General features: G+C 70.4%; 21 protein-coding genes. 8 read left to right on the forward strand and 13 right to left on the reverse strand.

Annotation, left to right across the window (positions count from 1 at the left end; translation table 11 throughout):
* Positions 1 to 63: 63 nt before the first annotated feature.
* Complete coding sequence (locus tag OEB96_RS20260) at positions 64 to 1749, reverse strand: amidohydrolase (protein ID WP_266218003.1); 1686 nt, start codon at positions 1747 to 1749, stop codon at positions 64 to 66.
* Positions 1750 to 1813: 64 nt separating this feature from the next.
* Between OEB96_RS20260 and OEB96_RS20265 the strand changes: the two genes are divergently transcribed.
* The 4 genes from OEB96_RS20265 (at position 1814) to OEB96_RS20280 (ending at position 6294) form a co-directional block, all read left to right on the forward strand.
* On the forward strand, positions 1814 to 2734 hold the full coding sequence (locus OEB96_RS20265; protein WP_266218004.1) for a DNA-formamidopyrimidine glycosylase family protein: 921 nt from the start codon (positions 1814 to 1816) through the stop codon (positions 2732 to 2734).
* Between the two features lie 8 nt (positions 2735 to 2742).
* Positions 2743 to 3099, forward strand: coding sequence for a c-type cytochrome (locus OEB96_RS20270; protein ID WP_266218005.1), 357 nt, complete (start codon positions 2743 to 2745; stop codon positions 3097 to 3099).
* A gap of 87 nt (positions 3100 to 3186) precedes the next feature.
* Positions 3187 to 4905, forward strand: a complete 1719-nt coding sequence (gene lnt / locus OEB96_RS20275; protein ID WP_266218006.1) for an apolipoprotein N-acyltransferase — start codon at positions 3187 to 3189, stop codon at positions 4903 to 4905.
* Between the two features lie 21 nt (positions 4906 to 4926).
* Entirely contained in the window at positions 4927 to 6294 is a 1368-nt protein-coding gene (locus OEB96_RS20280; RefSeq protein WP_266218007.1) for a sodium-dependent transporter, read from the forward strand.
* A gap of 24 nt (positions 6295 to 6318) precedes the next feature.
* Here OEB96_RS20280 and OEB96_RS20285 read toward each other — a convergent pair whose 3' ends face one another.
* From OEB96_RS20285 to OEB96_RS20295, 3 genes are all read right to left on the reverse strand, one after another.
* The gene (locus OEB96_RS20285; RefSeq protein WP_266218009.1) at positions 6319 to 8400 is read right to left on the reverse strand and encodes an ATP-dependent helicase; all 2082 of its coding nucleotides are present in this window, start codon (positions 8398 to 8400) and stop codon (positions 6319 to 6321) included.
* A 145-nt stretch (positions 8401 to 8545) separates the two neighbouring features.
* Positions 8546 to 9277 carry a hypothetical protein gene (locus OEB96_RS20290; protein WP_266218011.1) on the reverse strand — a complete coding sequence of 244 codons (732 nt, stop codon included), beginning with the start codon at positions 9275 to 9277 and terminating at the stop codon, positions 8546 to 8548.
* A gap of 165 nt (positions 9278 to 9442) precedes the next feature.
* Positions 9443 to 10276: a hypothetical protein gene (locus tag OEB96_RS20295; protein ID WP_266218013.1), complete on the reverse strand. Its 834-nt coding sequence runs from the start codon at positions 10274 to 10276 to the stop codon at positions 9443 to 9445.
* 106 nt (positions 10277 to 10382) lie between these two features.
* Between OEB96_RS20295 and OEB96_RS20300 the strand changes: the two genes are divergently transcribed.
* Entirely contained in the window at positions 10383 to 11084 is a 702-nt protein-coding gene (locus tag OEB96_RS20300; RefSeq protein WP_266218014.1) for a bifunctional 4-hydroxy-2-oxoglutarate aldolase/2-dehydro-3-deoxy-phosphogluconate aldolase, read from the forward strand.
* Positions 11085 to 11103: 19 nt separating this feature from the next.
* On the opposite strand, the gene OEB96_RS20305 is transcribed toward OEB96_RS20300, so the two are convergent.
* The 6 genes from OEB96_RS20305 to OEB96_RS20330 all read right to left on the reverse strand — a co-directional run bounded on the left by OEB96_RS20305 (position 11104) and on the right by OEB96_RS20330 (position 17287).
* A complete protein-coding gene (locus OEB96_RS20305) occupies positions 11104 to 11958 on the reverse strand; it encodes a hypothetical protein (protein WP_266218015.1) in 855 nt (284 codons plus the stop codon).
* Positions 11955 to 12950, reverse strand: coding sequence for a 2-hydroxyacid dehydrogenase (locus OEB96_RS20310; RefSeq protein ID WP_266218016.1), 996 nt, complete (start codon positions 12948 to 12950; stop codon positions 11955 to 11957). The genes OEB96_RS20305 and OEB96_RS20310 overlap by 4 nt, the downstream gene beginning before the upstream one ends.
* On the reverse strand, positions 12947 to 14281 hold the full coding sequence (locus OEB96_RS20315; protein ID WP_266218017.1) for a glycerate kinase type-2 family protein: 1335 nt from the start codon (positions 14279 to 14281) through the stop codon (positions 12947 to 12949). Before OEB96_RS20315 ends, OEB96_RS20310 begins: the two co-directional genes overlap by 4 nt.
* A 151-nt stretch (positions 14282 to 14432) precedes the next feature.
* Positions 14433 to 14705 (reverse strand): hypothetical protein, encoded by a 273-nt coding sequence (locus OEB96_RS20320; protein WP_266218018.1) that lies wholly within the window; start codon positions 14703 to 14705, stop codon positions 14433 to 14435.
* A gap of 115 nt (positions 14706 to 14820) precedes the next feature.
* Positions 14821 to 16689 (reverse strand): vWA domain-containing protein, encoded by a 1869-nt coding sequence (locus tag OEB96_RS20325; RefSeq protein ID WP_266218019.1) that lies wholly within the window; start codon positions 16687 to 16689, stop codon positions 14821 to 14823.
* A gap of 130 nt (positions 16690 to 16819) precedes the next feature.
* Entirely contained in the window at positions 16820 to 17287 is a 468-nt protein-coding gene (locus tag OEB96_RS20330; RefSeq protein ID WP_266218020.1) for a fluoride efflux transporter FluC, read from the reverse strand.
* 67 nt (positions 17288 to 17354) lie between these two features.
* On the opposite strand from OEB96_RS20330, the gene OEB96_RS20335 reads away from it, so the two are divergent.
* From OEB96_RS20335 to plsY, 3 genes are read left to right on the forward strand one after another with little or no spacing between them, the layout of a single operon-like run.
* A complete protein-coding gene (locus OEB96_RS20335) occupies positions 17355 to 18554 on the forward strand; it encodes a cyclic nucleotide-binding domain-containing protein (RefSeq protein WP_266218021.1) in 1200 nt (399 codons plus the stop codon).
* Positions 18555 to 18604: 50 nt separating this feature from the next.
* Positions 18605 to 19621: a hypothetical protein gene (locus OEB96_RS20340; protein ID WP_266218022.1), complete on the forward strand. Its 1017-nt coding sequence runs from the start codon at positions 18605 to 18607 to the stop codon at positions 19619 to 19621.
* Positions 19621 to 20289 (forward strand): glycerol-3-phosphate 1-O-acyltransferase PlsY, encoded by a 669-nt coding sequence (gene plsY / locus OEB96_RS20345; RefSeq protein ID WP_266218023.1) that lies wholly within the window; start codon positions 19621 to 19623, stop codon positions 20287 to 20289. Before OEB96_RS20340 ends, plsY begins: the two co-directional genes overlap by 1 nt.
* Before the next feature lie 32 nt (positions 20290 to 20321).
* On the opposite strand, the gene OEB96_RS20350 is transcribed toward plsY, so the two are convergent.
* From OEB96_RS20350 to OEB96_RS20360, 3 genes are all read right to left on the reverse strand, one after another.
* Positions 20322 to 21914 carry a DAK2 domain-containing protein gene (locus tag OEB96_RS20350; RefSeq protein ID WP_266218024.1) on the reverse strand — a complete coding sequence of 531 codons (1593 nt, stop codon included), beginning with the start codon at positions 21912 to 21914 and terminating at the stop codon, positions 20322 to 20324.
* Positions 21904 to 22782, reverse strand: a complete 879-nt coding sequence (locus OEB96_RS20355) for a DegV family protein (RefSeq protein WP_266218025.1) — start codon at positions 22780 to 22782, stop codon at positions 21904 to 21906. Before OEB96_RS20355 ends, OEB96_RS20350 begins: the two co-directional genes overlap by 11 nt.
* A gap of 99 nt (positions 22783 to 22881) precedes the next feature.
* Entirely contained in the window at positions 22882 to 23766 is an 885-nt protein-coding gene (locus tag OEB96_RS20360; RefSeq protein WP_266218026.1) for an alpha/beta hydrolase family protein, read from the reverse strand.

Genomic DNA, 23766 nt, shown 5'->3' on the forward strand with positions numbered 1-23766 from the left:
CGCTGTCTGCTTCCAATTCGCAGGTCGGGGCGGGGCGGCGGCGGGATGTCGGTGCCCGCCCCGTCAGGCTCGATACCGTGCTTGCCCCGCGACGAGGGTGGCCGCCACGGGGGCCCCGCGCAGCTCGAGCGGCGACAGCTGCCGCAGGTCGTCGCGGAAGCAGGTGAGGTCGGCAACGTGTCCGGCGACGATCCGTCCGACGAAGCCCTCGGAGTAGCACGCGTACGCGGCTCCCGAGCTGAACGCGGCCAGGGCCTGCAGCAGGCTCAGGCGCTGCTGCGGCAGCCACCCCTCGGGAGGATGGCCCGAGGGGTCCTGCCGCGTGATGGCGGCATGGAGGCCATGGGTGACGTCGGGCAGCTCCACGGGAAAGTCGCTGCCGAAGCACAGGGGAACGCCGGCGTCGAGGAAGCGCCGCCACGCATAGGCGCCGGCCAGGCGATCCGGTCCGAGGCGGTCGGGCACCCACGGCATGTCGCTGGTGGCGTGGGTGGGCTGCATGCTGGCCACCACGCCGAGGGCGGCGAAGCGCGGGATGTCGGCGAGGTCGACGATCTGGGCGTGCTCGATCCGAAGCCGCGCACCGACCAAGGCGTGGCGCTCGATCACGGCGGCGTAGGCATCGAGCACGGCACGGTTGGCGGCGTCGCCGATCGCGTGGGTGGCGAGCTGGTAGCCCGCGGCGGTGGCTCGCTCGCACTGGGCGAGGAACGCCTCGGGGCCGTGCTGCATGAGCCCGCGGTGATCGGGACGATCGGCATAGGGCTGCAAGAGCGCGGCGCCGCGGCTGCCGAGCGCCCCGTCGGCGTAGAGCTTGACCCCCAGCAGCGCATAGAGATGCTCGGGGGCGGGGTGATCGGCGGTGCGCTCGTGCGCCAGGGTGGGCAGCCAGTCGGCGTCGGCGTAGCCCATCACGCGTAGCTGCAAGCGCTGTGTCGGATCCTCGGCGTGGTCGTGCTCGCGATAGAGGGCGTCGACCATCGGTCCCACGCCCATGTCGTGCACCCCGGTGAGGCCGCGCGCCAGCACGTGCGCCTGGGCGGCGCGAAGCTGCCGGCGCAGGTCGTCGATGCTCGGGTCCGGAGGCTGCATCAGCCCCATGGCGGCGTCGATGAGCACGCCGGTGGGATTGCCCTCGGCGTCGAGCAGGATCTCGCCGCCCTCGGGGGAGGCGCGGCCGGGCCCGATGTGGGCGGCTCGCAGCGCGGCCTCGTTGGCCCAGCCCGCGTGGCCGTCGACGCGGCGCAGCCACACCGGGCGCTCGCCGAACGCCCGGGAGAGCGGGTGGTGGGTGGGCATCGCGGCGCCGGGCCATTGGTTCTGGTCCCACCCGCGGCCGAGCAGCCAGGGCTGGCCGCGATCGCCCGCCCGCACGCGGGCGACGACCTCCTCGATCGATGCGGCCCCGCGTAGATCGATCTCCTCGAGGCTGCGGCCGAGGCCGAGCAGGTGGGCATGGGCGTCGACCAGGCCCGGGGTGACCAGGCCGGTGCCGTTGTCGATGACCTCGGTGGTGGGGCTGCGGCGGGCGAGAGCGTCGGTGGCGGAGCCGACGTAGGCGATCCGGTCGCCCGCGATGGCGACGGCCTCGGCCTGCGGGAGCGTGGGGTCGAGGGTCAGCACGCGGCCGAGCACGATTCGCTCGATGGCCGCGGTGCCCGGCGTCCCGGGCGCGGAGGTCACGGTGCGACGGGAGCATGCACCGGCCGCGGCCAGGCCCAGGCCCAGGAATCGTCGTCGAGGGAGCATGCGCGAGACGGTAGTACGGGATGGGGTCCTTGCGTTATCCATTGCTGGCGTCACGGTCTTCACGGTGCCCGAGCTGCCCGACATCACGATCTACGTGGAGTGCCTGCGGCGCTTGGTGGTGGGCGACGTGCTGCAGAAGCTCGAGCTGCGCTCGCCGTTCGTGCTGCGGACGGCGCTGCCGCCGTGGCAGGACGCGCAGGGACGCCGGGTGGTCGGGGTGGAGCGGCTGGCCAAGCGCATCGTGATCGAGCTGGAGGACGAGCTGCTGCTGGTGCTGCACCTGATGCGCCTGGGGCGGCTCCAGTGGCTGCCGGCGGGCTCGAGCAAGAAGGGTCCCGGAGGCAAGGCGTTGCTGGCTCGCTTCGTGCTCGAGGCAGGCACGCTGGTGATGACCGAGCAGGGCACCAAGAAGCGGGCCTCGCTGCACCTCGTGCAGGGCCGCGCGGGCCTCGGCGCGCACGATCGCGGCGGCCTCGAGGTGATGGGCTGCTCGCTCGAGGCGTTCACCGAGGCGCTGACGCAGGGCAACCACACCCTCAAGCGGGCGCTCACCGATCCACGGCGGCTGGCCGGGATCGGCAACGCATACTCCGACGAGATCCTGCATGCGGCTCGGCTGTCGCCGGTGGTGCTCACCGGACGCCTCGAGCCCGAGGCGATCGAGCGGCTGTGGCGAGCCACCCAGGAGGTGCTGGCCGGGTTCACGGCCCGGATCCGAGACGAGGTGGGCGATGGCTTCCCCGCCAAGGTCACCGCGTTTCGCGAGGACATGGCGGTGCACGGCCGCTTCGGGCAGCCGTGTCCGGTGTGCCAGGCTCCGGTGCAGCGGATCGTCTACGCCGATCGCGAGACCAACTACTGCGCCGGCTGTCAGACCGGAGGACGCAGGCTGGCCGACCGGGCGATGTCGCGGCTGCTGGGCAAGGACTGGCCGCGTGATCTCGACGCGCTCGAGGATGGGCGATCCGGCGGGAGTTCCTCGTGATCGCTCGGGTGAGGATCCGGTGCGGGCTCGCGCTGCTCGCTGCGTTGGCGGGCTGCGAGGAGCCGGCCTCTCCGCAGGACCCCGCGATCGCGGCCGAGGCCCGGCGGATCTGGCAGGAGCGCTGCACCACGTGCCATGGGCCGCGGGGTCATGGCGACGGGCCGCAGGCGCGTCACCTCGAGGTCAAGCCCCGGCGGCTCTCCGATCGCGCATGGCAGTCCACCGTGAGCGACGAGCACCTGCGGACCGTGATCCTCGAGGGGGGCCCGGCGGTGGGGCGGCACCCGCTGATGGCGCCCAATCCCGATCTGCGGTCCAAGCCCGCGGTGCTCGAGGCGCTCGTGCAGTACGTGCGTGGGCTCTGAGTGGATGGGCGTCGGACGCCGAGTCCGGTGCGGGCACCTCGATGACCCCGCTGGCGCGTGGGGATCGACCTGCCGCATGCTTGCCCCGTGCGAGCGCGCCTCCAGTCGCTCGGCGTGCTGCCGCTGGCGGCGCTGTCGACCACCGCGAGCCTGATGATGGCGCTGGGTGCCCCGCCGAGAGGAATCACCTGGCTGGTGTGGCTGGGCTTCGTGCCGCTGACGTTGGTGGCCCGGGTCGCGCCCCTTCGATCGCGGGGCCCTCGGCGATGGATTCGAGGGCGGATCCCTCCCGTGTTCTGGCTGGGCTGGTGCGGCGGGCTGTGCACGGGCCTGGTGGGCTTTCCGTGGATGGCCGAGACGCTCGAGCGCTTCGGGGGCCTGCCGGGCTGGGTCGCGCTCGTGGGGCTCTTGCTGTTCTCGGCCTGGACCGCGGTGCCGTTCGGGCTGTGGGCGTGGGGGGTGGCGCGCGGGCCCTCGCGAGGCGCGTGGGCGATCGCGTGGCCGGTGGTGCTGTGGATCGGACTCACCACCCCATGGCCGGCGCTGTTTCCCTATACGCCGATGATCGGGTTCGCCGAGCAGCCGCTCTGGATCCAGGCCGCCGAGCTCGGCGGGGTGCCGCTGGTGGAAGCCCAGGTGGTGCTGGTGGGGGTGCTGCTCGCCGACGCGATCCTCCTCGCGGGTCCCCGTCGGGCCCGGCTGCTCCGGGTTGCGGTGGCGCTGGCGATTCCCCTGGTCAGCGCCGGGCTGGGTCACTGGCGCCTGCGGGCGATCGATGCCGAGCTGCACGAGGCCCGGACGGTGCGCGTTGGCGTGATCCAGCCCAACACGGCGCTGGGGGCCCTCGACAACGGCGATCGCATGCGACGGCTGCGGAGCATGTCGCGGCGGGCGGCCGACGAAGGCGCCCAGGTGCTGGTGTGGCCCGAGGCCGGCGCGTTCCCGTTTCGCACGCGGCGGCCGTTCGTGGAGGACTTCCCCGATCCGTTTCGCAGCGTGCTGCGGGGTCACGGGCTGCCCACCATCTTTGGCGCGGGCAGCTACGAGCCCAACGTTCGCTGGGAGCGCAACACGGTCTATGCGATGGCGGCCGACGGCACGGTCACCGGCACCTTCGACAAGGTGATCCTGATGCCGTTCGGCGAGTACGTCCCGCTGGTCGATCCCGTGTGGGCGATCCGGCACGTGCCGAGCATGTCGCACAACCTGGCGGGCGAGGGCCCGGCCCGCTTCGTGATCGAGCCTGCGGCGCGCCCCAAGGAGCCCGCGCCCGCGCCGTTCGTGGCCGGCCCGCTCATCTGCTACGAGGACATCTTCCCCGGCTTCGCCCGCGACGTGGCCACCCAGGACGGAGGGATCGACGTGTTCGTCAACGTGACCATCGATACCTGGTTCGGGGCCACGGCCGAGCCCTGGGAGCACCTGGCGCTGGCCCAGTTTCGCAGCGTGGAGCATCGCATCCCCATGGTGCGCAGCGTGGCGGCAGGGGTGAGCACGGTGGTGGACTCGGGGGGCCGCGTGGTGGCCCACCTTCCGGCGCGTGGGCCCACGGTGCAAAGCCCCGTGCCGCCCGAGCGCCTCGTGGTCGACGTGGCACTGCCCCGCAACACGGCCGCGCGGCCAACCGTGTTCGCCCGCATCGGATGGCTGCTTCCGTGGTCGTGCGTGCTGGTGGTGCTGGGGGCCGTGCTTGCCGCGATGACGCGGCTTCTCTATAGTCGGCGCGCGAAGACCGCTTCAGCGTCCGTGCCGTCCACGGACGGCACGCTCGGTCCTGCCCCGGCAACGGGGCGCGACGACGATTGATGCGGCCGGCAGGAGGATCCCGTGAGCGCTACCTCGGCACCCCCAAGTGGCAAGTTCGGCTCCCGCATCGGCTTCATCCTCGCCGCCGCGGGCTCGGCCATCGGACTCGGCAACATCTGGCGCTTTCCGTACACGACCGGCGAGTACGGGGGGGCGGCGTTCGTGCTGGTCTACCTCGGCTTCGTGGTGCTCATCGGGGTGCCGGTGCTGCTGGCCGAGCTGTCGATCGGGCGCGCGTCGGGCAAGAACCCGGTGGGTGCGTTCCGTGAGCTCGACCCGGGCACGGGCAAGGGCTGGACCTGGGTCGGCGGCCTGGGGGTGGTCACCGGCTTTGGCATCCTCTCGTTCTACAGCGTGATCGCGGGCTGGACGCTCTCGTATCTCGGGCGAGCCCTCTCGGGGACGTTCGCGAGCACGGTGAGCCCCGAGGAGAGCGGCCGGATCTTCGGCGAGATCATCAGCAGCCCCCTGGAGACGGTGGGCATGGCCGCCGCGTTCCTGCTGCTGACGGCGGTGGTGGTGCGCGGTGGGGTCAGCGGAGGCATCGAGCGCGCCTCGAAGGTGCTGATGCCCGTGTTCTTCGTGATCCTGGTGGTGCTGGCGGCTCGGGCCCTGACCCTGCCCGGGGGCGGCGAGGGCCTGCGGTTCCTGTTCTCGCCCGACTTCAGCAAGCTCAGCGGCGAGGCCGTGATGTCGGCGCTGGGACAGGCGCTGTTCTCCCTCAGCCTGGGGATGGGCGCCATGATCACCTACGGCTCGTACCTCGAGAAGAAGGAGGGCCTGGGCATGGCCGGGGTCTCGGTGGCGGTGTTCGACACCGGGATCGCGATCTTGGCGGGGCTCATCATCTTCCCCGCGCTGTTCTCGGTGGGGGCCAAGCCGAGCGCCGGGCCGGGCCTGGTGTTCGTGGCGATGCCGGCGATCTTCCACAGCATGCCGCTGGGTCAGGCGTTCGGCGCCGCGTTCTATGCCCTCTTGGCCGTGGCCGCGCTGACCTCGACGATCTCGCTGCTCGAGGTGGTGGTGGCCTACTTCGTGGGCGAGCGCGGCTGGAAGCGCGAGCGCGCGGTCTGGGCGGTCACGGGCGCCTGCCTGCTGCTGGCGATTCCCTCGGCGCTGTCGCAGGGCGCGGTGGACGGGCTCGGCAAGTTCGCGTTCGAGCAGAGCTTCCTCGACCTGATGAACATCATCTTCGGCAACGTGTCGCTGTCGCTGGGCGCGCTGCTCATCGCCCTGTTCGCGGGCTGGCGCTGGGGGGCCCAAAAGGCGCTCGACGAGATGAACGGGCTGCCCCTGGGCGGGGTGTGGGCGCTCGCGATCAAGGTGCTGTGCCCGATCGCGATCGGCGGGGTGATGATCTACATCCTGGTCACGGGGAACTTCTTCTAGCCCACGCCCGCTCGTGCCCGGGGCTCACTCCGGCGGCCGAATCATCGCCAGGAACGCATCCGCGATGTCGCCCATCGCCTGCGAGCTCAGCTCTTCTTCCTTCTCGATCTGGTACTCCTGCACGCTGCCATCATCGGGCAGCTCGAGCAGGAAGCGGCTGGGCTCGCGGGGAATCTCCTTGCCGCGGTCGATCCTCCCGGCACCTCGCGTGAGCCACAGCTGCTCGCGCGCCCGGGTCACGCCCACGTAGAACAGCCGCCGCTCCTCCTCGAGGTCGCCGGCGATCGCATCGCTGGCCCGCGGCGCCGCCACCCGGCGGTGGGGCATGGTGCCTTCCTCCACGCCGATGATGAACACGTGGTCCCACTCGAGGCCCTTGGCGCTGTGCAGGGTGGCCAGGGTGACCTGGCCCTTGATGCTGGTGCGCGCCTCCTCGGTCTTGTTCGGGTCCTCGCTGCTGCCGTTGTCGAGCGCCATCGTGCCCAGGTACTCGGACCAGCGCGGTGGCTTGCCCTTGCCGCGCATGCGCTGCTCGTAGCGGTCGATGCTGCCGAGCAGCCACCTGACGCCGCCCCAGCGGGCCTCGGCGGCGGCATCCGAGCCGGTCTCCTTGCGCACGTGCTCCTGCAGATCGATCGCTCCCAGCAGCTCACCGAGGGCCGTGCTCACCCCGGCCTCGCGGACGCGGGCCTGGTGGCGGTGGACCAGCCGCGAGAAGTACTCGAGCGACTCGAGCGCGCGATGGGGGAGATCGGGCACGTCCTTGGCGCGGTGCACCGCCTCGATGAGCGGGGCCTTGTGCGCCCGCGCCCACGCGGCCATGCGCTCCATGCTGCGGGCGCCGATCCCCCGCGGCGGGGTCTCCAGCGCGCGCCGCAGGGCGAGCTCGTCGCGCGGCATCACGAGCACCTTGAGGTAGGCCTGCGCGTCCTTGACCTCCTTCTTGTCGTACATCGACTGGCCGCCCAGCACGCGATAGGGCACTCCGTGCTGCTGCAGCTCCTCCTCGATCGCCTTGGCCTGCAGCGCCGAGCGGTAGAGCACCGCCACCTCGGTGGTGGGGATGCCCTCGTCCATCACCATGCGGCGGATCTTGCGACCCACCCACGCCGCCTCGGCGGCGCCGTCGGCCGCCACCACCAGCTGCACCGGAGAGCCCTCGCCGCGCGTGATGACCAGCTCCTTCTCGTGACGGAGCTGGTTGTTGCGCACCACCGCGTTGGCCGCCTTGAGGATGGGCGCGCGCGAGCGGTAGTTCTCTTGCAGCTTGATCACCCGGCTGCCGGGGTAGTGCTCTTCGAAGCGCAGGATGTTCTCGACCTTGGCGCCGCGCCAGCCGTAGATCGCCTGGTCGTCGTCACCCACCACCGCGAGGTTGTGGGGCGGGCGCACCAGCTGGCGCAGCAGCTCCATCTGAGCGCCGTTGGTGTCCTGGTACTCGTCGACCATCACGTAGTCGAAGCGTCCCTGCCAGCGGTCGCGCGCCGCCTCGTCGCCGCGGAGCACGTGGGCGATGCGGCACACCAGGTCGTCGAAGTCCACCGCACCCAGGCTCTGCAGGCGCTCGCCATAGTGCTCGTAGATCGCCGCCGCGACCACGTCGTACTCGTCGACGACGAGCGACTCGAGCTGCTCGGCCCGGACGAAGTCGTTCTTCCACAGGCTGATGCGCTGCACGATGGCGCCGAGGTCGAAGCGACGGTCGTTGCCCGCCGCGTGGTGCCCGTGCTCCCGCAGCAGGCTTCGCACCACCCCGTAGACGTCGCCCTGATCGAGGATGGAGAAGCGCGGGCCGGGCAGGCCGAAGGTCAGCGGGTCTTCGCGCATCATCCACGCGCCCAGGCTGTGGAACGTGCCCATCGACAGCTCGGCGGCGATGCCGGGACTCACCATCTTGGCCAGGCGCTCGCGCATCTCGCCCGCCGCCTTGTTGGTGAACGACAGCGCCATGATGCGAGCGGGGACGATGCCGAGCTCGAGCAAGTAGGCCACTCGATGAGTGATCACGCGGGTCTTGCCCGAGCCCGCGCCCGCGAGCACGAGCAGGGGCCCGTCGACGTGCTCCACCGCCGCGCGCTGGCTGGGGTTCATGTGCCGGAGGTCCATGGGGGGCCGAGCTTCTACTGTGGCGCGCTTGCGCGAGCAACGGCGTAGGCGGCCGCCTGAGCGACAATCGGAGGCCGAGCGTGGATCGTGGCGGGGTCGATCTCCGGTTCGTGACGACTCGGGCAGGACCACCCCGAACGATCCCCTACCCCTCGTGAGGCTCCGCGGTCGCGGAGATGCCGAGGCGTCGCATGGCATCTTGCCAGTAGCGCTCGCGCTCGGCGACCACCGCTGGATCTTGGGTCCGCACCAGCTCGAGCTCGAAGTTGCCGGCCGCGGTGCGACCACGGATCATGAAGCCGATCCGAATGCGCGGGTTGCTGCCGGCGTAGTAGCCCTCGGCGACCACCAGGACCGAAGGCTGCAGCGCCTGGCTCCGCACGGGCAGGGCCCGACCGAAGGGGTAGCGGTGCAGGGTGCCCTCTTCGAGATCGAGCACGAAGGCGGGCCGAAAGAAGACGGCCGGCAGCCCGATGAAGAGTCCGCACACCGTCCCCAGGATCACGTCCATTGCGTGGCTACGCGGATGCCAGGCGGGCCCGGGTGGATCGAACTCGGTGCCGAAGGCGGCGATGTAGCCGGAGGTCAGCAGGAGCAGCCCGATGACGCCGAACACACCGATCCCCAGCTCCGTGAAGACGGAGAGCTCGCGCGTTCGAAACACGAAGCGATGGTCGTCGGGCTCGATGGCCTCGAGCCGCACGATGCGCACCGCGCCCGCCACCAAGGCGAGTTCGAACACCACGAACAGCCCCCAGCCGACGACCGTGAAGGGGTAGAGATCGTGGGGCTTGCCCATCAGCAGGCCAAGGATCACCCCGACCCCCAGCAGCACCAGGGCCCGGACCAGCTCGGAGCCTCGAATCCGAGCCTTCACGCGAGGGTCCTCCGCTCGGGTCTCATCGCCACCGCTCCCAGGGAAACACCTGCAGGCGCGGCGGTCAAATGCGGCGCCAAGGCCCCACCGAACGAGCCCCACCGAACGAGCCCACCCTCGACGATCGCGACGACGTCCTCGCTTCGTAGCCCGTGCCGCGAACGATCAGGGCCAGGCGTCCCAGCTCAGGTTCAGCCCGATGAGGAACGTGGACAGCACGCGCTCGTCGGGCTCGATCTGAGGGACCCGTCGCACCGAGCGGGGGCCGATCATCAGGCCGCCCCATAGCTCGACCGCCAGCCTCGCGGGCAGGGGCTGGCGAAAGCCCACGCTCAGCAGGCCGGCGTGGTGGCCCCACTCGTCGACGGCCACCTCACCCTCGTAGAACGGTGGCTCGAAGTGGTTGTCGCCAAAGGGGCCCACGTAGAGGTACTCGCCACGGCCGAATGCTCGGCGGCCGTAGAGGCCCAGGCCAACGCCCACCATGCCCACGCCGCGATGGACGCGATCGTTGGGGGACACGTTGCCCACGATCACGCCACGGGCGTGGAGGTAGAGCAGACGCCACAGGCGACCTCGGAGCTCGAGCTGACCACCCAGCCCGAGGAACGAGCCCTTGGTCTCGCAGCGCGCTTCTTCGGCGTCGCACTCCTCATTGCCGAATGCATGGGGGCCCACCACGGGACCGCCCGCGAGCACGAGGCGGGGGTACGTTCGCGGAGGGCGGTCGTCCTCGTCTTCGGGCGGGGGCCCCGGGGGTGGCTCGCCGGGAGTGAGAGGAGCGGTCGGGGTCGTGACGGTGGCGGTGGTCTCGGTGCTCGGCTCGTCGACGGGCGCCGCGGTTTCGTCGACGGTGGGAGGCGTCGTCGCGGTCTCCTCCGTGGCATCGCCTGGCGTCCCCTCCTCGTCACCTGGCGGCTGCGCATGCGCGAGGCCAGCACCCAGTCCCGGGATCGGCCCCAGGATTGGCAACACGAGCAGCACGAGGGCCGGCACCATCCCCTCGATGGTGCCCTGGTGACGCGGGGACGCCAAGGCGGGCGCCCAACGGACGATTGAGGCTCGGCTTACACCCATGATCCCACCGGGCTAGGATGGCGACGCCATGGGCTCGCTCGACGAATTCCTCGCCACGCTCTGGGATCATCGCATCACCGCGATCCTGCGCACCACCGACCAGCAGCTCGCGTCCGACGCGATGGACGCCGCGATCGCGGGCGGGATGCGCATCGTCGAGCTCACCCTCACCACGCCGGGTGCGCTCGAGATCGTGGCCGCGCTGTCGACCCGCGAGGGTCTGCCTCCCTCGCGGGGCCTCGATCGACTGGTGGTGGGCGCGGGCACCGTGCTGCGGCCGCAGCAGGCCCGCGACGCGGTGGCGGCCGGGGCTCGCTTCCTGGTGTCGCCGATCATGGATCCCGAGATCATCGCGCTCGCAGGTGAGCTCGGCGTGCCGATCCTGCCGGGCGTGCACACGCCCACCGAGATGGTCGCCGCGCATCGAGCGGGCGCGCCCCTGCTCAAGCTGTTCCCAGGCCCCGCGGGCGGGCCTGCCTATCTGCGCTCGGCCCTGGCTCCGCTGCCGTTCTTGCGGGTCGTGCCCACCAACGGGGTCGACCTCGACAATGCGGCGGCCTGGCTGCGCGCGGGGGCCTTTGCGGTGGGGATGACCACGGGGTTGTTCGAGCCCGCCGCGCTCGCGGCTCGCGATCTGGCCGCGATCGAGCGGCGTGCCGCGGCCCTGCTGGCGGCGGTGGGCTCGGTCGAGCGCGGGGCGATGCCTCGGGGCGACGATCCGTTCGGGTGACCGTAGTGCCGAAGGCGGACTACCCCGGGCAAGAGTTCGGCGTGAGCCCGTCGATGTTGCCCGTGCAATGCACCGGCCGCTCGCCGGGCGGCAGCTCGCAGCAGCACGGAAACGTCTCCGAGCGCGTGTTGCCCGACAAGACACAGCAATCGGAGGTGCCGCCCTCGACGTAGATCAGGCAGTCGGACGAGCACGAGTACGCGCAGGCCAGCCCTTCCTGCTCGAGCCCCGCGCAGTGGAGCTTGCACTGCTCGATGAGATTGTCTCGGTTGACCGCGTTGCCGTCGCACTCTTCTTCTGCGGCCACGCCGGGGATCGCGCGATCGACCTCTCCGTCCCCGCACACGGTGCACTGCGACAGGTTCCACTGGCAGTCGCTGCCGCAGGTGCGAACCCCACCGGGCAAGAAGTGCTTGTCGAACACCTCGACGTCCTCGCAGCGGGTCGTCTGGGGCTCGTTCAGGACGATGTCGCACTGCTCGTCCGCGTCGAGCTCCGCATTGCCGCACGTGGGGCAGTCGACCTGGCAGGCCACGCAGGTCCAGCCCTGGCACGGTGGCAAGGTGAGCACGGCATTGCCGTCGCAAGCCTCACCCTCGTCGAGGCGACCGTCGCCACAGAACCCGCAGTGGAGCTCGCAGGTTCGTGGGTTGCACGTGGGGATCTCGTCCTCTGCGCATGCGGTATCGAAGGAGGACGGGTCGGCGGGGTCGCACTCCTCGAAGCGCGGGTCATGGTGGCCGTCGCCGCACGCTTGGCGGAGCTCGAGCTCGACCAGGCAACCAGCGGTGGTGCCTGCCACCAGCCCCAGCAGCACGCCGAGCGACCGTCCCTGCACAGTGCGATTGTAGTGGCCTCCTCGCCTCGTCGTCACGGTCGGGGACGGATCGCCATCGTGGGGTCGACGGGATGGAGCAAGCGGCGACCTTCGAGTCCGGCCAGCAGGTTGTTGGCGGCAAGCTCGGCCATCCGACGGCGCGTGCCCCACGTTGCCGAGCCGATGTGCGGCAGCACGATGAGGTTGGGGCACGTCAGCAGCGGGTGGGTGGGGGGTAGGGGCTCCGGGTCCGTGACGTCGAGGGCGGCGCCGGCGATCGTGCCCGCATGCAGCGCCTCGGCCAAGGCACCGGGATCGACGATGGGCCCCCGTGCGGTGTTGACGAGCAGCGCGGTCGGCTTCATCCGCGCCAGCGCGCGTGCATCGATGAGCCGGTGCGTGTGCTCGGTGAGCGGCACGTGCAGCGAGACGAAGTCGCTGCATGCCAGTAGCTCGGGCAGGGGCACGTGACGGATCCCCAGGGCGGCCTCGAGCTCCGGGCGAGGGGAGGGGCTGGCGTGGCACAGCGCGAGGCCGAACCCGTGCGCGCGCCGAGCCAACGCCGCGCCGATCTTGCCCAGCCCCACGATGCCCAGCGTCGCGCCGCATAGATCGGCGCCCAGCCAGCCGGTGGGCGACCACGTGGACCATCGGCCCTCGCGGACATCGGCCGCGGCCTGGGGCAGGCGGCGGGCCGTCGCCAGCAGCAGCGCCATGGCGAGATCGGCGGTCGCCTCGGTGAGCACGCCGGGCGTGTGCCCCACCGGGATTCCCCGGGCCGTGCACGCGGCCACGTCGATGTTGTCCACGCCCACCGCCATCGTGCTCACCACCCGTAGCTGGGGCGCGCGGTCGAGCAGATCGGCATCGATGCGCTCGGTGAGCAGGCACAGGATGCCCTCGGCCCGGGGCAGCGCGTCGAGCAAGGGCGGGTCCAGGCCCGGGGTGTCGGCGTCTCCCACGATCATGGTGCAGCGCCCATCGAGGGCCCCAAGCCACCCGTCGGGCAGGGCACGGGTCACCAACACCAGCGGGAGGGGGTCGTTCATGAGCGGTCCGGTCGGTTGAGCGCGAGCACCAGGTCGCAGACGTTGGTGCCCGTGGGGCCGATTCGTAGCAGATCGCCGAGGGCGTCGAACACCGGGTGGGCGTCGTTGGCGTGCAGGTGCCGGGTGGGATCCAGCCCGAGCGAACGAGCGCGTGCGGCCGACGCTCCGTCGACCACGGCGCCCGCCGCATCGGTGGGGCCATCCTCGCCATCGGTGGCCAGGGTCACCAGGGTCGTGCCCAGGGGTCCGTCGAGCTCGAGCATCGCGGCCAGGGCGAGCTCTTGATTGCGCCCGCCACGGCCGGGACCGCGGACGGTGACCGTGGTCTCGCCGCCCGCGATCAGGATCGTGGGAAGCGGGGGATCGAGCGCGCGAAGGCGGGCGGCGAGCGTACGACCCTGATCGCGTGCCTCGCCGCGCAGGGTGGGCAGCGGCTCCACGTGCCAGCCTTCGGCGCGGGCGGCCGCGATCGCGGCGTGGGTGGCCGTGGCATTGCTCGCCAGCTCGATCACTGGACCGGTGACGATGGGGTGGGGCGACGGGTCCGGGGCACGAGCCAGGCATGCTCGGACCGTGGGCGGGACTTCGATGGCGTAGCGGGCGAGCACGGCTCGGGCATGCGAGGGCCCCGTGGGATCGGGCAGCGTGGGCCCCGAGCCCACCACGTGAAGCGGGGCATCGACCACGTCGGAGAGGAGCAGCGTTGCCACGCGGGCATGGGACGCATGCGCGAGCAGACCGCCGCCCTTGAGCTCGTCGAGCGCCTTGCGGACCGTGTTGATCTCCTCGATGGGGACGCCGCGCGAGAGCAGCGCCTCGCCGACCGTTCGGAGCTCGTCGAGCGCGAGCCCGGGCGCGGGCGCCACCATCAGCGACGATGCGCCGCCCGAGAGCGCGACGACGACCACGTCGCCCGGGCCGGCGCGCGCGAGCACGTCGAGCACCGCCCGTCCCGCGGCCTCGCTACGCGCATCGGGGATCGGGTGAGCGCCCAGCACCAGCGGCAGCGGAGCTGGGCCGGGCTCCGGCTCGGCCAGCGCGTGCTTGGCCACCACCACGCCGCCGCGCAGGCGCGATGGCGGAATGCGTCGAGACAGCGCCGCCGCCATGCTCGGTGCGGCCTTGCCCACGGCCACGATCCACACGCCGTGGGCCGGGGCGAGCGGGAGCACGTGCTCGCCGAGGCGCAGGGCATCATGGGTGGTGGCGTCCACCGTCTGCTCGATCAGCCGCGAGGGATCGACGGCCTCCAGCGCGGCCGAGAGCACCCGCCCGAGCGCAGGGCCCTCGGGGCGCCGGCGCAGGGGGTCGAGGTCTTGCAGGCGGACCATCTTGCCTGGGCTCGCTTGCTGGGGTTCGAGCGCGCGAGCGCGAGAGGAGGGGAGCGGAGCGGTGAGCGGGCGGATCGCCGAACTCACGCACCTCCGCGGTGCTCCCGTCTCGCGCGAGCGAGCAGGCCCACGAGGTTCGGATCCTCGAACATCAGTACCCGACCTCGCGGGGATCCCATCCAAATGCTCGTGCCATCAACTCCGGCTCGATGAAGCGGGAGGCGACCCGCAGCGCCAGCTCGCGCGCATCGGCATTCGGGTGACGCCGACGTACCTCGAGGAGGACGAGCTCTCGCGCGGACCGCATCATGCCCCACACACACTCGAGCTTCTGGGACGGCGACATCCTGCGGTAGCCCTCGATCTGGAGGGCGTGGATCGCCGGGTGGGTGTCGTTGGGTGGGATCGGCGAGAGGGTGCTCATGGACGAAGGGCAGCGTAGCAGAGCGCTCGGGGGGTCGGCGATCGGCTGGCTCCGCCGCGAACGCCCCCTCGACCGAGGAGGCGCTCGCGCTTCGGCGGGCACCCCCGCCGACGGTCTATCCCGGCGGCTCGAGGTTCATCGGCGGCAGCAGGATGAACACGTCGCGCTCGTCGAGCGCGCCGCAATCGTCCGCGAGCACCCGAATGGTGGCCACGAACAGCCGCGGCTCGGGGCCCTGCGGCACGAAGTCGTTGTAGGCCTCGACGGTGAAGGTGACGTCGGTGTCGGGCACCACCCCCTCGAACGTGGTCGGGGTGAGCACCGGGTTGGCCACACCGGGCACGGGCACCGGGCCGTGCGAGAGCGGGGTGACCGCCTTGATGAAGTCGGCGGTGGTCGTTCCCGCGGGCAGCGGCACGCCGTCCTGGTCGGTGTCGACGCCGTCCCACTCGCGCGTCACGTCGAACGGGGAGTAGCGCGCGACCATCTGGATGCCCGCCACGATCGAGCTGTCGACCCCCGTGCCGTTGCCGTTGGCGAGGTAGGTCAGCGGGCACATGCCGGCGGCGTCGGGGGCCACGCTCGCCCCGTTGATGCCCGTGCAGCACTGACCGACGGCGCAGCCGGGAGGATGCCCCGCCACGTCCCACGCCTCGGGCGGCACGACGGCCCCGGTGGCGTTGTTGTAGGCGATGCCGTCGCTGCGGCCCGAGCAGCTGGTGGCCGACGTGGTCGAGACCTGGATGACCCGGGCACAGATCGCATTGAGAGCGGTCATCGCCTCGGCCTCGGTGGCGGCGTTCGTGGCCGTGGCCCCGGCGTAGGTCACCCCGGCACAGCCCGACGGCCCCGAGTGGTGGCTGACCGCGTCGGTGATGTTGACCACCACGGGCATGGTGCCGTCGCGGAAGCCCACGCCGCCGATCCCGGAGGCGTTGGCGGGCACGTTGGTCGGCGCCGGCGCGTTGACGCCGTCGCCGGTGGCGATCTGATACATCGCCTCGACGGCCGACTCGGGACCGTCGTTGCCGCAGCCGATCGCGTTGCCGCCGATGCCGAGCTGGTTGACGGCCGCCTGCACCGCCGGGATGTTGTCGGTGATCTCCTGGAACAGCTGGAACGGCTGATCGGGCCCGCCCAGCGCGCCGTAGGTGCAGTTGGACTCGCCATAGGGCGCGACCGGGAAGTCCTCGTAGGCACCCACCCCGAACTGGGTATTGGGGATCGTCGCCACGATCGACGGGACCACGGTCGCGGACAGCGAGTTCTGCAGGTTGGAGACCTCGCCGTCCATCGAGCCCGTGGTGTCCATGTTGAAGAACACGTCCATGCTCTTGACCGAGGTGCTGAACGTCAGCTCCTTGGTCTGGGGCCCGGCGGGATCGTTGTAGGGCAGCACGAAGAAGAAGTCGGGCGTGGCCCCGCTCTGCTGGTAGGCGGCGATGGTGACCTGCGCCTGCCCCTGCTTGTCCATGTAGTCGGCGGTGATGATCGTCGACTCGAAGAACGGCATGGGGAAGCCCGGGATGTCCAGCGTGGCCCCGCTCATGCTGCCCACCGCAGCGTTGGTCAGATCCCAGGTCGCCGCGGCCGTGACGTCGATCTCCGAGCCGTCGGTGTAGACCGCGGTGGCGATGAAGTCCTGCGAGGAGGGCGAGTCGAGGTCGAGCTCGATGACCGAGTTGGCCGGTGCCACCGCCACGTAGAGCAGCTCGGCTCCGGGCGGAGGCCCGGTGTCGCTGGTGGCAGTGCTGTCGACCCCGGTCATGTTGGTCGTGGCCACGTCGTCGGCCGTGGTGTTGGGATCGTCGCCGCCGGTGTCGGATCCGGATCCGTCGCCCGTATTGGGACCGATGGAGTCGATCCCGGTGTCGGTGTTGGTCGTTCGACCGTCTCCGCCTCCGGGGCAGCCCACCAGCAACATCATCGCGGCACTCAGCCACAGCGGGGTGGAGCGCACGTTCAATCCCAAGCTCGTCGTCATGTGATCGTCAATCCTTCCGCGACCCTACGGTAGGGCTCACGGTGGCGTCGTGTAAAGGGGGATCCGCCGAGGGCGGGTTCGAGCGACGATGGGTGGGGGCTCGGGTGGGGGGTCGGGTGGGGTTCGGGGGCTAGCCTCCCGCCGCCCCGAACGCGACTCGCCCCAGGGCCATCCCGCCCGCGACGCATGCGACCCCCAGCACCAGGTGCAGCCCGATCTGCACTGCGAGCACTCCGACCCGCTCGTCCCGCAGCAGCTCGTAGGACAGCAGCGCGAACGCGCTGTAGGTCGTGAATCCTCCGAGCAAGCCACCCACCACCGCCGTGCGCATGGTGCCGGCCGGAATTGCCACCGCCGCCAGCCCCATCGCGAAGCACCCCACTACGTTGACGAGCAGCGTGCCGGCGTAGGGCAGTCGCTCGGACCACCGCACGTCGACGAGCCCCTCGAGCACCACGCGAAGCGTGGCGCCCAGCCCCCCCGCCAGGAAGACCCACAACAGCGGCACCAGGGCCTGACGCGCGGGAGTGACCATGCGCCGGGCATAGCCCATGCCCATCACCAAGGGCAACCGGCCGTGCTCGCCCCCTTGACCCACGTATGCGAGGATCCGGGCCACCGAAGGGAGTGGCGCCCTCGGCGCGAGACCCCAGAGACGTCGCACGATGGAGTCGAGGCAGAAGGCACGCGACCAAGCGCCCACGGTCGAAGAGCTGCGATCGATCCCGGCCTTTCGGGCGTTCGACCACGACCCGCTCGCGCAGCTCGCCCAGCGCTCGCAGGTCGTCGCTCTCGAGGAGGGGGAGCTGCTGATGGTCGAGGGCGACATGGGCGACGAGTTCTACTTCCTGCTCGACGGCGGCCTGGTGATCCACCGGCACAACGACGAGGCCGAGCGCGAGTTCGAGATCGCCACCATCGAAGCGGGAGAGCCCATCGGCGAGATGCGGCTGTTCGAAGCGGCACCCCGCTCTGCATCCGTCCGGGCCGCGTGTCCATCGACGGTGCTCCGCATCACCGTCCTCGACTTCGAGGGGCTCGCGGAGACCAATCCCGTGTTCCATCGCGTGGAGATCGAGCTGGCGCGCCGCATCGTCAGCCGGATGCGGGCGCTGGGCGAGCTCACCACGGCCACGCTGGGTCGCGAGCGCATCGCCTTCCGCTTGCGCGCGCGGGCGAGCATGTTGCTGATCAACATCGTCACCATCCTGTGCGTGTTCGCCTTCACCATGAACGCACTCAAGGAGCTGCGGCAGGAGTGGCCGGCCGAGTTCCTCGTCACCACGATCATCCTGCTCCCGATCACGGCGGCGCTCCTGGTCCAGCTGCGGGTGTCGCGGATGCCGCTCTCCACCGTCGGCGTGACCACGGAGAACTGGAGGAAGGCGCTGAGGGAGTCCGTCACGTTCGGCCTCTCCTTCGCCGTGCTGCTCGTGCTGTTCAAGGGGTCGTTCATGCTGTTCCACCCCGCCTATGCCAACACGCCGATGTTCGACATCTTCGGGCCCTTGCAGCACAGGACCTTGTATGGGGGGTCGCACTGGCTGACATGGTCGGTGGACTTGCTGGTGTACGTCATCGAGTGCCCGCTGCAGGAGTTCGTGGCCCGCGGCGTGCTGCAGTCCACGCTCGAGCGCTTGCTGACCGTCCGGTACCGCACCGCGGTCGCGATCGCCCTGTCCTCGGTGATCTTCGGCACGATGCACCTGTTCGCCGAGCCCATGGACGCGCTCGCCGTGACCGTCCCGGGCATCGGCTTCGGCTGGTTGTTCTCGCGTCACGGGACGCTCGTCGGAGTCACGATCGCGCACATCATCATTGGCGTGACCACGTTCTTCCTGATCGGCGGCATGCAGACCTACTGAACGAGCGAATCCGCTTTACCCGCCCGCCGGCGATCGGTACAACCGCTGCCATGCTGATCGACTACCGCCGCATCCAGTCCCCGGCCACGCTGCGGAAGCTGGAGACCCGCAATTTCGTGGGTGAGATGGGCAAGATGCAGTGGTGGTACGTCGATGTCCTGATGGACGACGGAAGCGTCTTGATGATCGCGGTCGTGCCCAAGAAGTGGTGGCCCGACCAGGAGGGAGCGGACCTCGACGACGCGTTCGTGATGGTCTCGCTCATGCGTGCCGAGCAGGGTGACGTGCTGTCGGTGTCCCGCACGATCGACACCGCGAACGCCCGTGGCACCGAGTCGCCGCTGTCCTACGAGCTCCCCGACGCCGTGCGCATCGTTCGAAACGACGACGGCTACAGCTTCTTCTTCGAACTGGAGGAGGTCCGCGGCCGGGTGGACCTACGCTCGCGGACGGACGTGTTCTCGGCGTTTCCGCGGGGCACGCTGCCGAGCTGGGCACGGGCCTTCTTGCTGGGCGGAGGCGGAGGGCGGGAGCCCTTCAGCTACGTGACGTACGTGCCCCGCGGCGAGGCGAGCGGCCAGCTGACGCTGCGCGGCGAGGAGGTCTCCGTCTGCGGCGCCGCCTACCACGAGCAGGGCCGCTTCATGGATCCGGCGCATGCCCTCAGTCGCGGGTGGTTCTGGTGTCACTTCCTGCACCCCGAGTGGAACGTCTTCGGCTCGCCCGGCATGTTCCTCTACGTTCAGAGGGGCACCGACGAGCCCGTGTTTCGCGGCTTCAACCTGCTCGGCAAGCGCTTCGAACTCGAGAATCGGCGGAGCACCCGCGTGCCCCGCCATCCCAAGGTCTACTGTGGCGGGGACATGCGCTTCCAGCGGGGCAAGTACACCCTCAGCATCCATGCCGAGCCCGATGGCCAGGTTCCGATGCTCTCGTTTCCCTCGGCGACGACGCGACAGATCTACCATACCCTGGTGACCGACGCGCAGCTGCTCATCGAGGGACCGAGCGGTCGGGAGCGGGTCGATGGCCGCATGATCTTCGAGACCTGCTGGCTGGTGGCGTGATGCCCTCCATTCCCCTGCTCGCTGTCGCCGTCCTCGCCGCGTACCTCCTGGGGTCGATCCCCACGAGCTACCTGGTCGGTCGCCTGTTCAAGAACATCGACCTGCGGGAGCACGGCAGCGGCAACCTGGGCGCCTCGAACGTCTACCGCGTCCTCGGCCCGCACTACGCGGTACCGGTCGCGCTGTTCGACGTCGCCAAGGGGGCGCTGCCGGCCGGCATCCTCGGGCCGGCGATCTCCGATCAGGAGGTCGTGTGGGTGGGGCTCGGCGTCATCGCCGTGCTGGGGCACATGTTCTCGGTGTGGGTGCGGTTCAAGGGAGGCAAGGGAGGCGCCACCGGCACGGGGGTCGTGCTGGCCCTCGCGCCCCTGGCCGTCCCCATCATCCTCGTGGTGTGGCTCGTGCTGGTGCGCGTGACCAAGATCCCTGCGGTCGGGACCATCATCGGTGCGATCGTGGCCCCCATCGCGACCTACCTGCTCTATCCCGAGCGGCTCGTGGTCGTCGGTCTGCTGGCCGCACTGGCCCTCGTCATCGTGGGAGCCCACCAGTCGAACATCCGACGCCTGCTCGCGGGCAAGGAGCATCGGCTCGAGCCCGATGGCCAGGCCGAGGCCCAGTCCGATGCCCAGTCCGGTGCTCAGCCCAACGTAGAGAACGCCCGGTAGCACGAGGAGCTGGAGCACGAACCCCAGCGCCGCTACTCGAGCGAGACGAGCATCAGGTACCGCCTCTGTCCGCCGTCTCGGTGCTGGACCTCGAGTCGATCGAACTCCTCGCTCACGTACTGCGCCATGTCGTCCGCGTCGAGCTCGGCGAGGTTCCGCCCCCGGTAGAGGGTCAGCAGGCTGCGACCGTCGTGGTCGAGGGCACGGATCCCGTCGCACAGCACCGCGAAGGGGTCGGTGCCCGACGACAGGATCGTGTCGTTCCGAATCGTGAAGTAGGTGCCGGTCGACAGGTCGACCGAACCGAACAGGGTGTCGCGCGAGCTCCGGCACAGCCCGAGTTCCTCGCTCAGGGCCTCCCACCCCTGCATCGTCTCGAGACACTCGGAGATCGTCAGGCCCGGGGTGTAGAGCGACAGGGCACACAGCCCCTCGATCGGGGTCCGGGTGGGCAGCACGAACACGCGGTCGGGGTGCTGCTGCTCGACCTGCATCGCGCTCGGCACGATGTTGCCGTTGTTGGGCAGCAGCAGCACGGCGTCGGCGTTCATCTCACCGATGGCCGCCTCGAGCTCCTCGGGAGAGGGCAGCTCGACGCCGTACTCCAGCACCTTCGCCGCCCCGAACTCCAGGAACGCCTCGCCCAGCCCCGCGCCGGGAACCAGGGCCATCACCGCGGCCTCGCGCGTGTCGCTGCCCCGCCGGGTCACGATCTGCGCGTGCATGTCCTCGATCTTCTCGTGCACGACGGCGCCGAACGAAGCGGTCCGGACCCGCAGCTGCTGCGGCTCGTCGAGGTGGACGTGGACCTTGATCCGCGAGGCATCCTCCAGCACCGCGATGCTGCTGCCGTGGTCGGCCAGCCACGCGCGCAGCCGCTCGGTCGACTCTCGTCGGGGATTCTCCACGATGATCTCGGTGCAGTAGCGGTGCCCCTTGGCCTCGTCCTCGGGGTCCACGGGCACGTCCTGCGGCGGGAACGACCACTGCTCGCGGGTCAGCACGAGCGCGCCCTGGCCGGTCAGTCCGCGGCTCAGGCCATCGATCCACGCCGTGAATCCCAGGCCGCCGGAATCCACGACGCCGGCCCGACGCAAGAGCGAGAGCTGATCCGGGGTGCGGCGCACCGCCTCGAAGCTCACCCTCGCCAGGTGCTCCATCAGCGCATCGATCGCCGTGGGGGCGTCGTGGGTGAAGACCTCCGCGACCGCAGCCATCACCGACAGCATGGTGCCGTCCCGCGGCCGCAAGAGCGACGTCGTCGCGAGGTAGCTTCCCTTCTGGAACGCGGCTCCGAGCGCGGCCCGGTCCCAGCGCTCGCTGCCCTCGAGCGCCCCCAGGAACCCCTCGTGGAAGGTGGCGAACAGGAACCCCGAGTTGCCCCGCCCGGCGAGCTTGAACCGCTCGCGGAGTCCCGCGGCCAGCTCCGTCAGCGATGCCGGCGCCGCAGCGAGCGCCGGGGTCACGCCCGCCCGGACCGTGTGCAGCATGTTGCTGCCGGTGTCGCCGTCCGGCACCGGAAACACGTTCAGATCGTCGAGGACCCCGAAGTTGGTCTCGAGCGCCTCGAGTCCCCCGCGTAGTGCGTCGAGGACGCTCGCCAGATCGAAGTGCTCAGTCGGCATGGACGGTGTAGCCGATCTCCCAGTAGTCCGGCCCCAGGTGGGCGGCTGCGCTGTACTTGCCGATGAACTGATCGATCCGTGCGTTCCAGCCGCGCGCCTCGATGAGCGACAATAGGTGCTCGCGCTCGTCGTCTCGAGGGCCAAACCAGGCGATCACCACGTCGACGCGATCCCCCCCGACGCGCCGAAGGTCGCTCTCGATGCTCTGAACCATCCGCAGGTTGGCCTGGGCGTAGGTCCGCGCCCGCGCCAGCGGACGGACGCCGTCCATGCCGTTGCGGTAGATCAGCATGGGAATGGTCCGCAACGCGGTGCCCAGCAGCGCCTTGGCAAAGCTCACGCGACCGGTGCGGCTGAGGTAGAACAGGTCGTAGACGGCGGCGATGTTGGTGGTGTTGTCGCGCGCTCGTTCGAAGCGCTCCCGGTACGATTCCCAGGTCTCCCCGCCCGCGAGGGCCCGCGCTGCCTGCAGCAACAACACCGTGTAGCCCGAGAGCGTGTGCTGGGCGTCGACCAGGGTGCAGGGGTACTCCGGGTGCTCCCGCTCGATCTTGCGCAGCACGGCCCAGGTGGCCGCGCTGAACCGCTCGCCCTGGTGCATCGACAAGAACGGCTCGTGCTTGAGCCTCTCGTAGGTCTCGAGCAATATCGCCTCGGACAGGCTCGAGGTGGTGCAGCGGTTGTCGCGGTTCTTGATGAGCTCGCGCCGCTCGTGATGGATCGTGGGCCAGTCGGCAACCCGGGCCTCGACCTGCTCTCCGTTGACCAGCATCGGGTAGTCCAGGATGTGGATCCCGAGGCTCCTGGCCACATCGTCATCGACCTGCGCGATGGATGCACCGACCACGTTCATCGAGCTCGTCCGCACCAAGCGTAACGCGCTCGCACGACCAGGACAAGAACGGGGACGACCGCGGGATCGCTCGCACGTTCGCTCGCACGACCGGGACGAGAACGAGGCGAGCGCTCAGGCGTCGCCGAGGATGGCTTCCAGAATGGTCGGCCAGGCAGCCGCATTGCGGCTGCGATAGACGTTCTGGTGCTCGAGCTGCTTGACGCCGAGGTCCGAGGGCGAGAGCACTCGGACCTCGCTCGGAGCGTTGGGCATGAACTCCTGGAAGCGTCGCGCCGTCTCGGGCGTGGTCAAGGGATCGTCGGTGAACACCAGTGTCAGGATGGGAGAGCGGAGCTCGTTGAACCAGTGGGGCTGCAAGCGCTGCTCGAGCTCCCGACGAAAGTAGTCACCCCTGTGCGACCATCGGCGCCAGGTCTTGAACGCGCCCGCGGGCAGCGTGGTGCCTCCCCAGATCCCCCCCGCCGGAATGTAGCCCTTGATGGCGAGCTTGAAGGGGCCGTAGATCCACCAGAAGAACAGATCCATCAGCTGCTGCTTGGGGAATCGATGGGTCCACCAGGTGCCGAAGCCGACGCTCACCAACACGTGCCGGGTCACCGCGTCGTGGTTGGACATGAACCCCACCATGTGTCCACCCACGCTGTTGCCCAGGTGGACGACGGGGACGTCCGACCCCGTCTTCTCGCGCAGCAAGTCGAGGGCCGCGACCATGTCCAGTCGCCCCCAGTCGGCATAGTCCATCTGGAACGAGCGCAGGTTGCTGGGGGTCGAGCCTCCCGTGCCGCGGAAGTCGAAGAGCAGGCAGGCGACGCCGCGCTCGGCGGCGAAGCGTGCGAACCCCAGGTAGAGCTCCTTGGCCAGACCCGTCGCCGGCGACACCAGGCACGCGAGCTTCGGCGACCTGGGGAGCAGCAGGATCCCCGCCAGCGGCAAGCCGTCGCTCGCTTCGATCGTGACCTTCGTCTCCTCGAATTCCGTGGTCGCTTCCGTCGTCAT

Origin of the sequence: Paraliomyxa miuraensis, assembly GCF_026337845.1 — a bacterium.
Taxonomy (GTDB): domain Bacteria; phylum Myxococcota_A; class Polyangia; order Nannocystales; family Nannocystaceae; genus Paraliomyxa; species Paraliomyxa miuraensis.

Coding starts and splice junctions, on each gene's coding strand:
- OEB96_RS20340 (WP_266218022.1), top strand. CDS start 18,605: ATGCTGATCGACTACCGCCGCATCCAGTCCCCGGCCACGCTGCGGAAG.
- OEB96_RS20260 (WP_266218003.1), bottom strand. CDS start 1,749: ATGCTCCCTCGACGACGATTCCTGGGCCTGGGCCTGGCCGCGGCCGGT.
- OEB96_RS20315 (WP_266218017.1), bottom strand. CDS start 14,281: ATGGTCCGCCTGCAAGACCTCGACCCCCTGCGCCGGCGCCCCGAGGGC.
- plsY (WP_266218023.1), top strand. CDS start 19,621: ATGCCCTCCATTCCCCTGCTCGCTGTCGCCGTCCTCGCCGCGTACCTC.
- OEB96_RS20310 (WP_266218016.1), bottom strand. CDS start 12,950: ATGAACGACCCCCTCCCGCTGGTGTTGGTGACCCGTGCCCTGCCCGAC.
- OEB96_RS20325 (WP_266218019.1), bottom strand. CDS start 16,689: ATGACGACGAGCTTGGGATTGAACGTGCGCTCCACCCCGCTGTGGCTG.
- OEB96_RS20285 (WP_266218009.1), bottom strand. CDS start 8,400: ATGGACCTCCGGCACATGAACCCCAGCCAGCGCGCGGCGGTGGAGCAC.
- OEB96_RS20300 (WP_266218014.1), top strand. CDS start 10,383: ATGGGCTCGCTCGACGAATTCCTCGCCACGCTCTGGGATCATCGCATC.
- OEB96_RS20320 (WP_266218018.1), bottom strand. CDS start 14,705: ATGAGCACCCTCTCGCCGATCCCACCCAACGACACCCACCCGGCGATC.
- OEB96_RS20335 (WP_266218021.1), top strand. CDS start 17,355: ATGGAGTCGAGGCAGAAGGCACGCGACCAAGCGCCCACGGTCGAAGAG.
- OEB96_RS20360 (WP_266218026.1), bottom strand. CDS start 23,766: ATGACGACGGAAGCGACCACGGAATTCGAGGAGACGAAGGTCACGATC.
- OEB96_RS20350 (WP_266218024.1), bottom strand. CDS start 21,914: ATGCCGACTGAGCACTTCGATCTGGCGAGCGTCCTCGACGCACTACGC.
- OEB96_RS20295 (WP_266218013.1), bottom strand. CDS start 10,276: ATGGTGCCGGCCCTCGTGCTGCTCGTGTTGCCAATCCTGGGGCCGATC.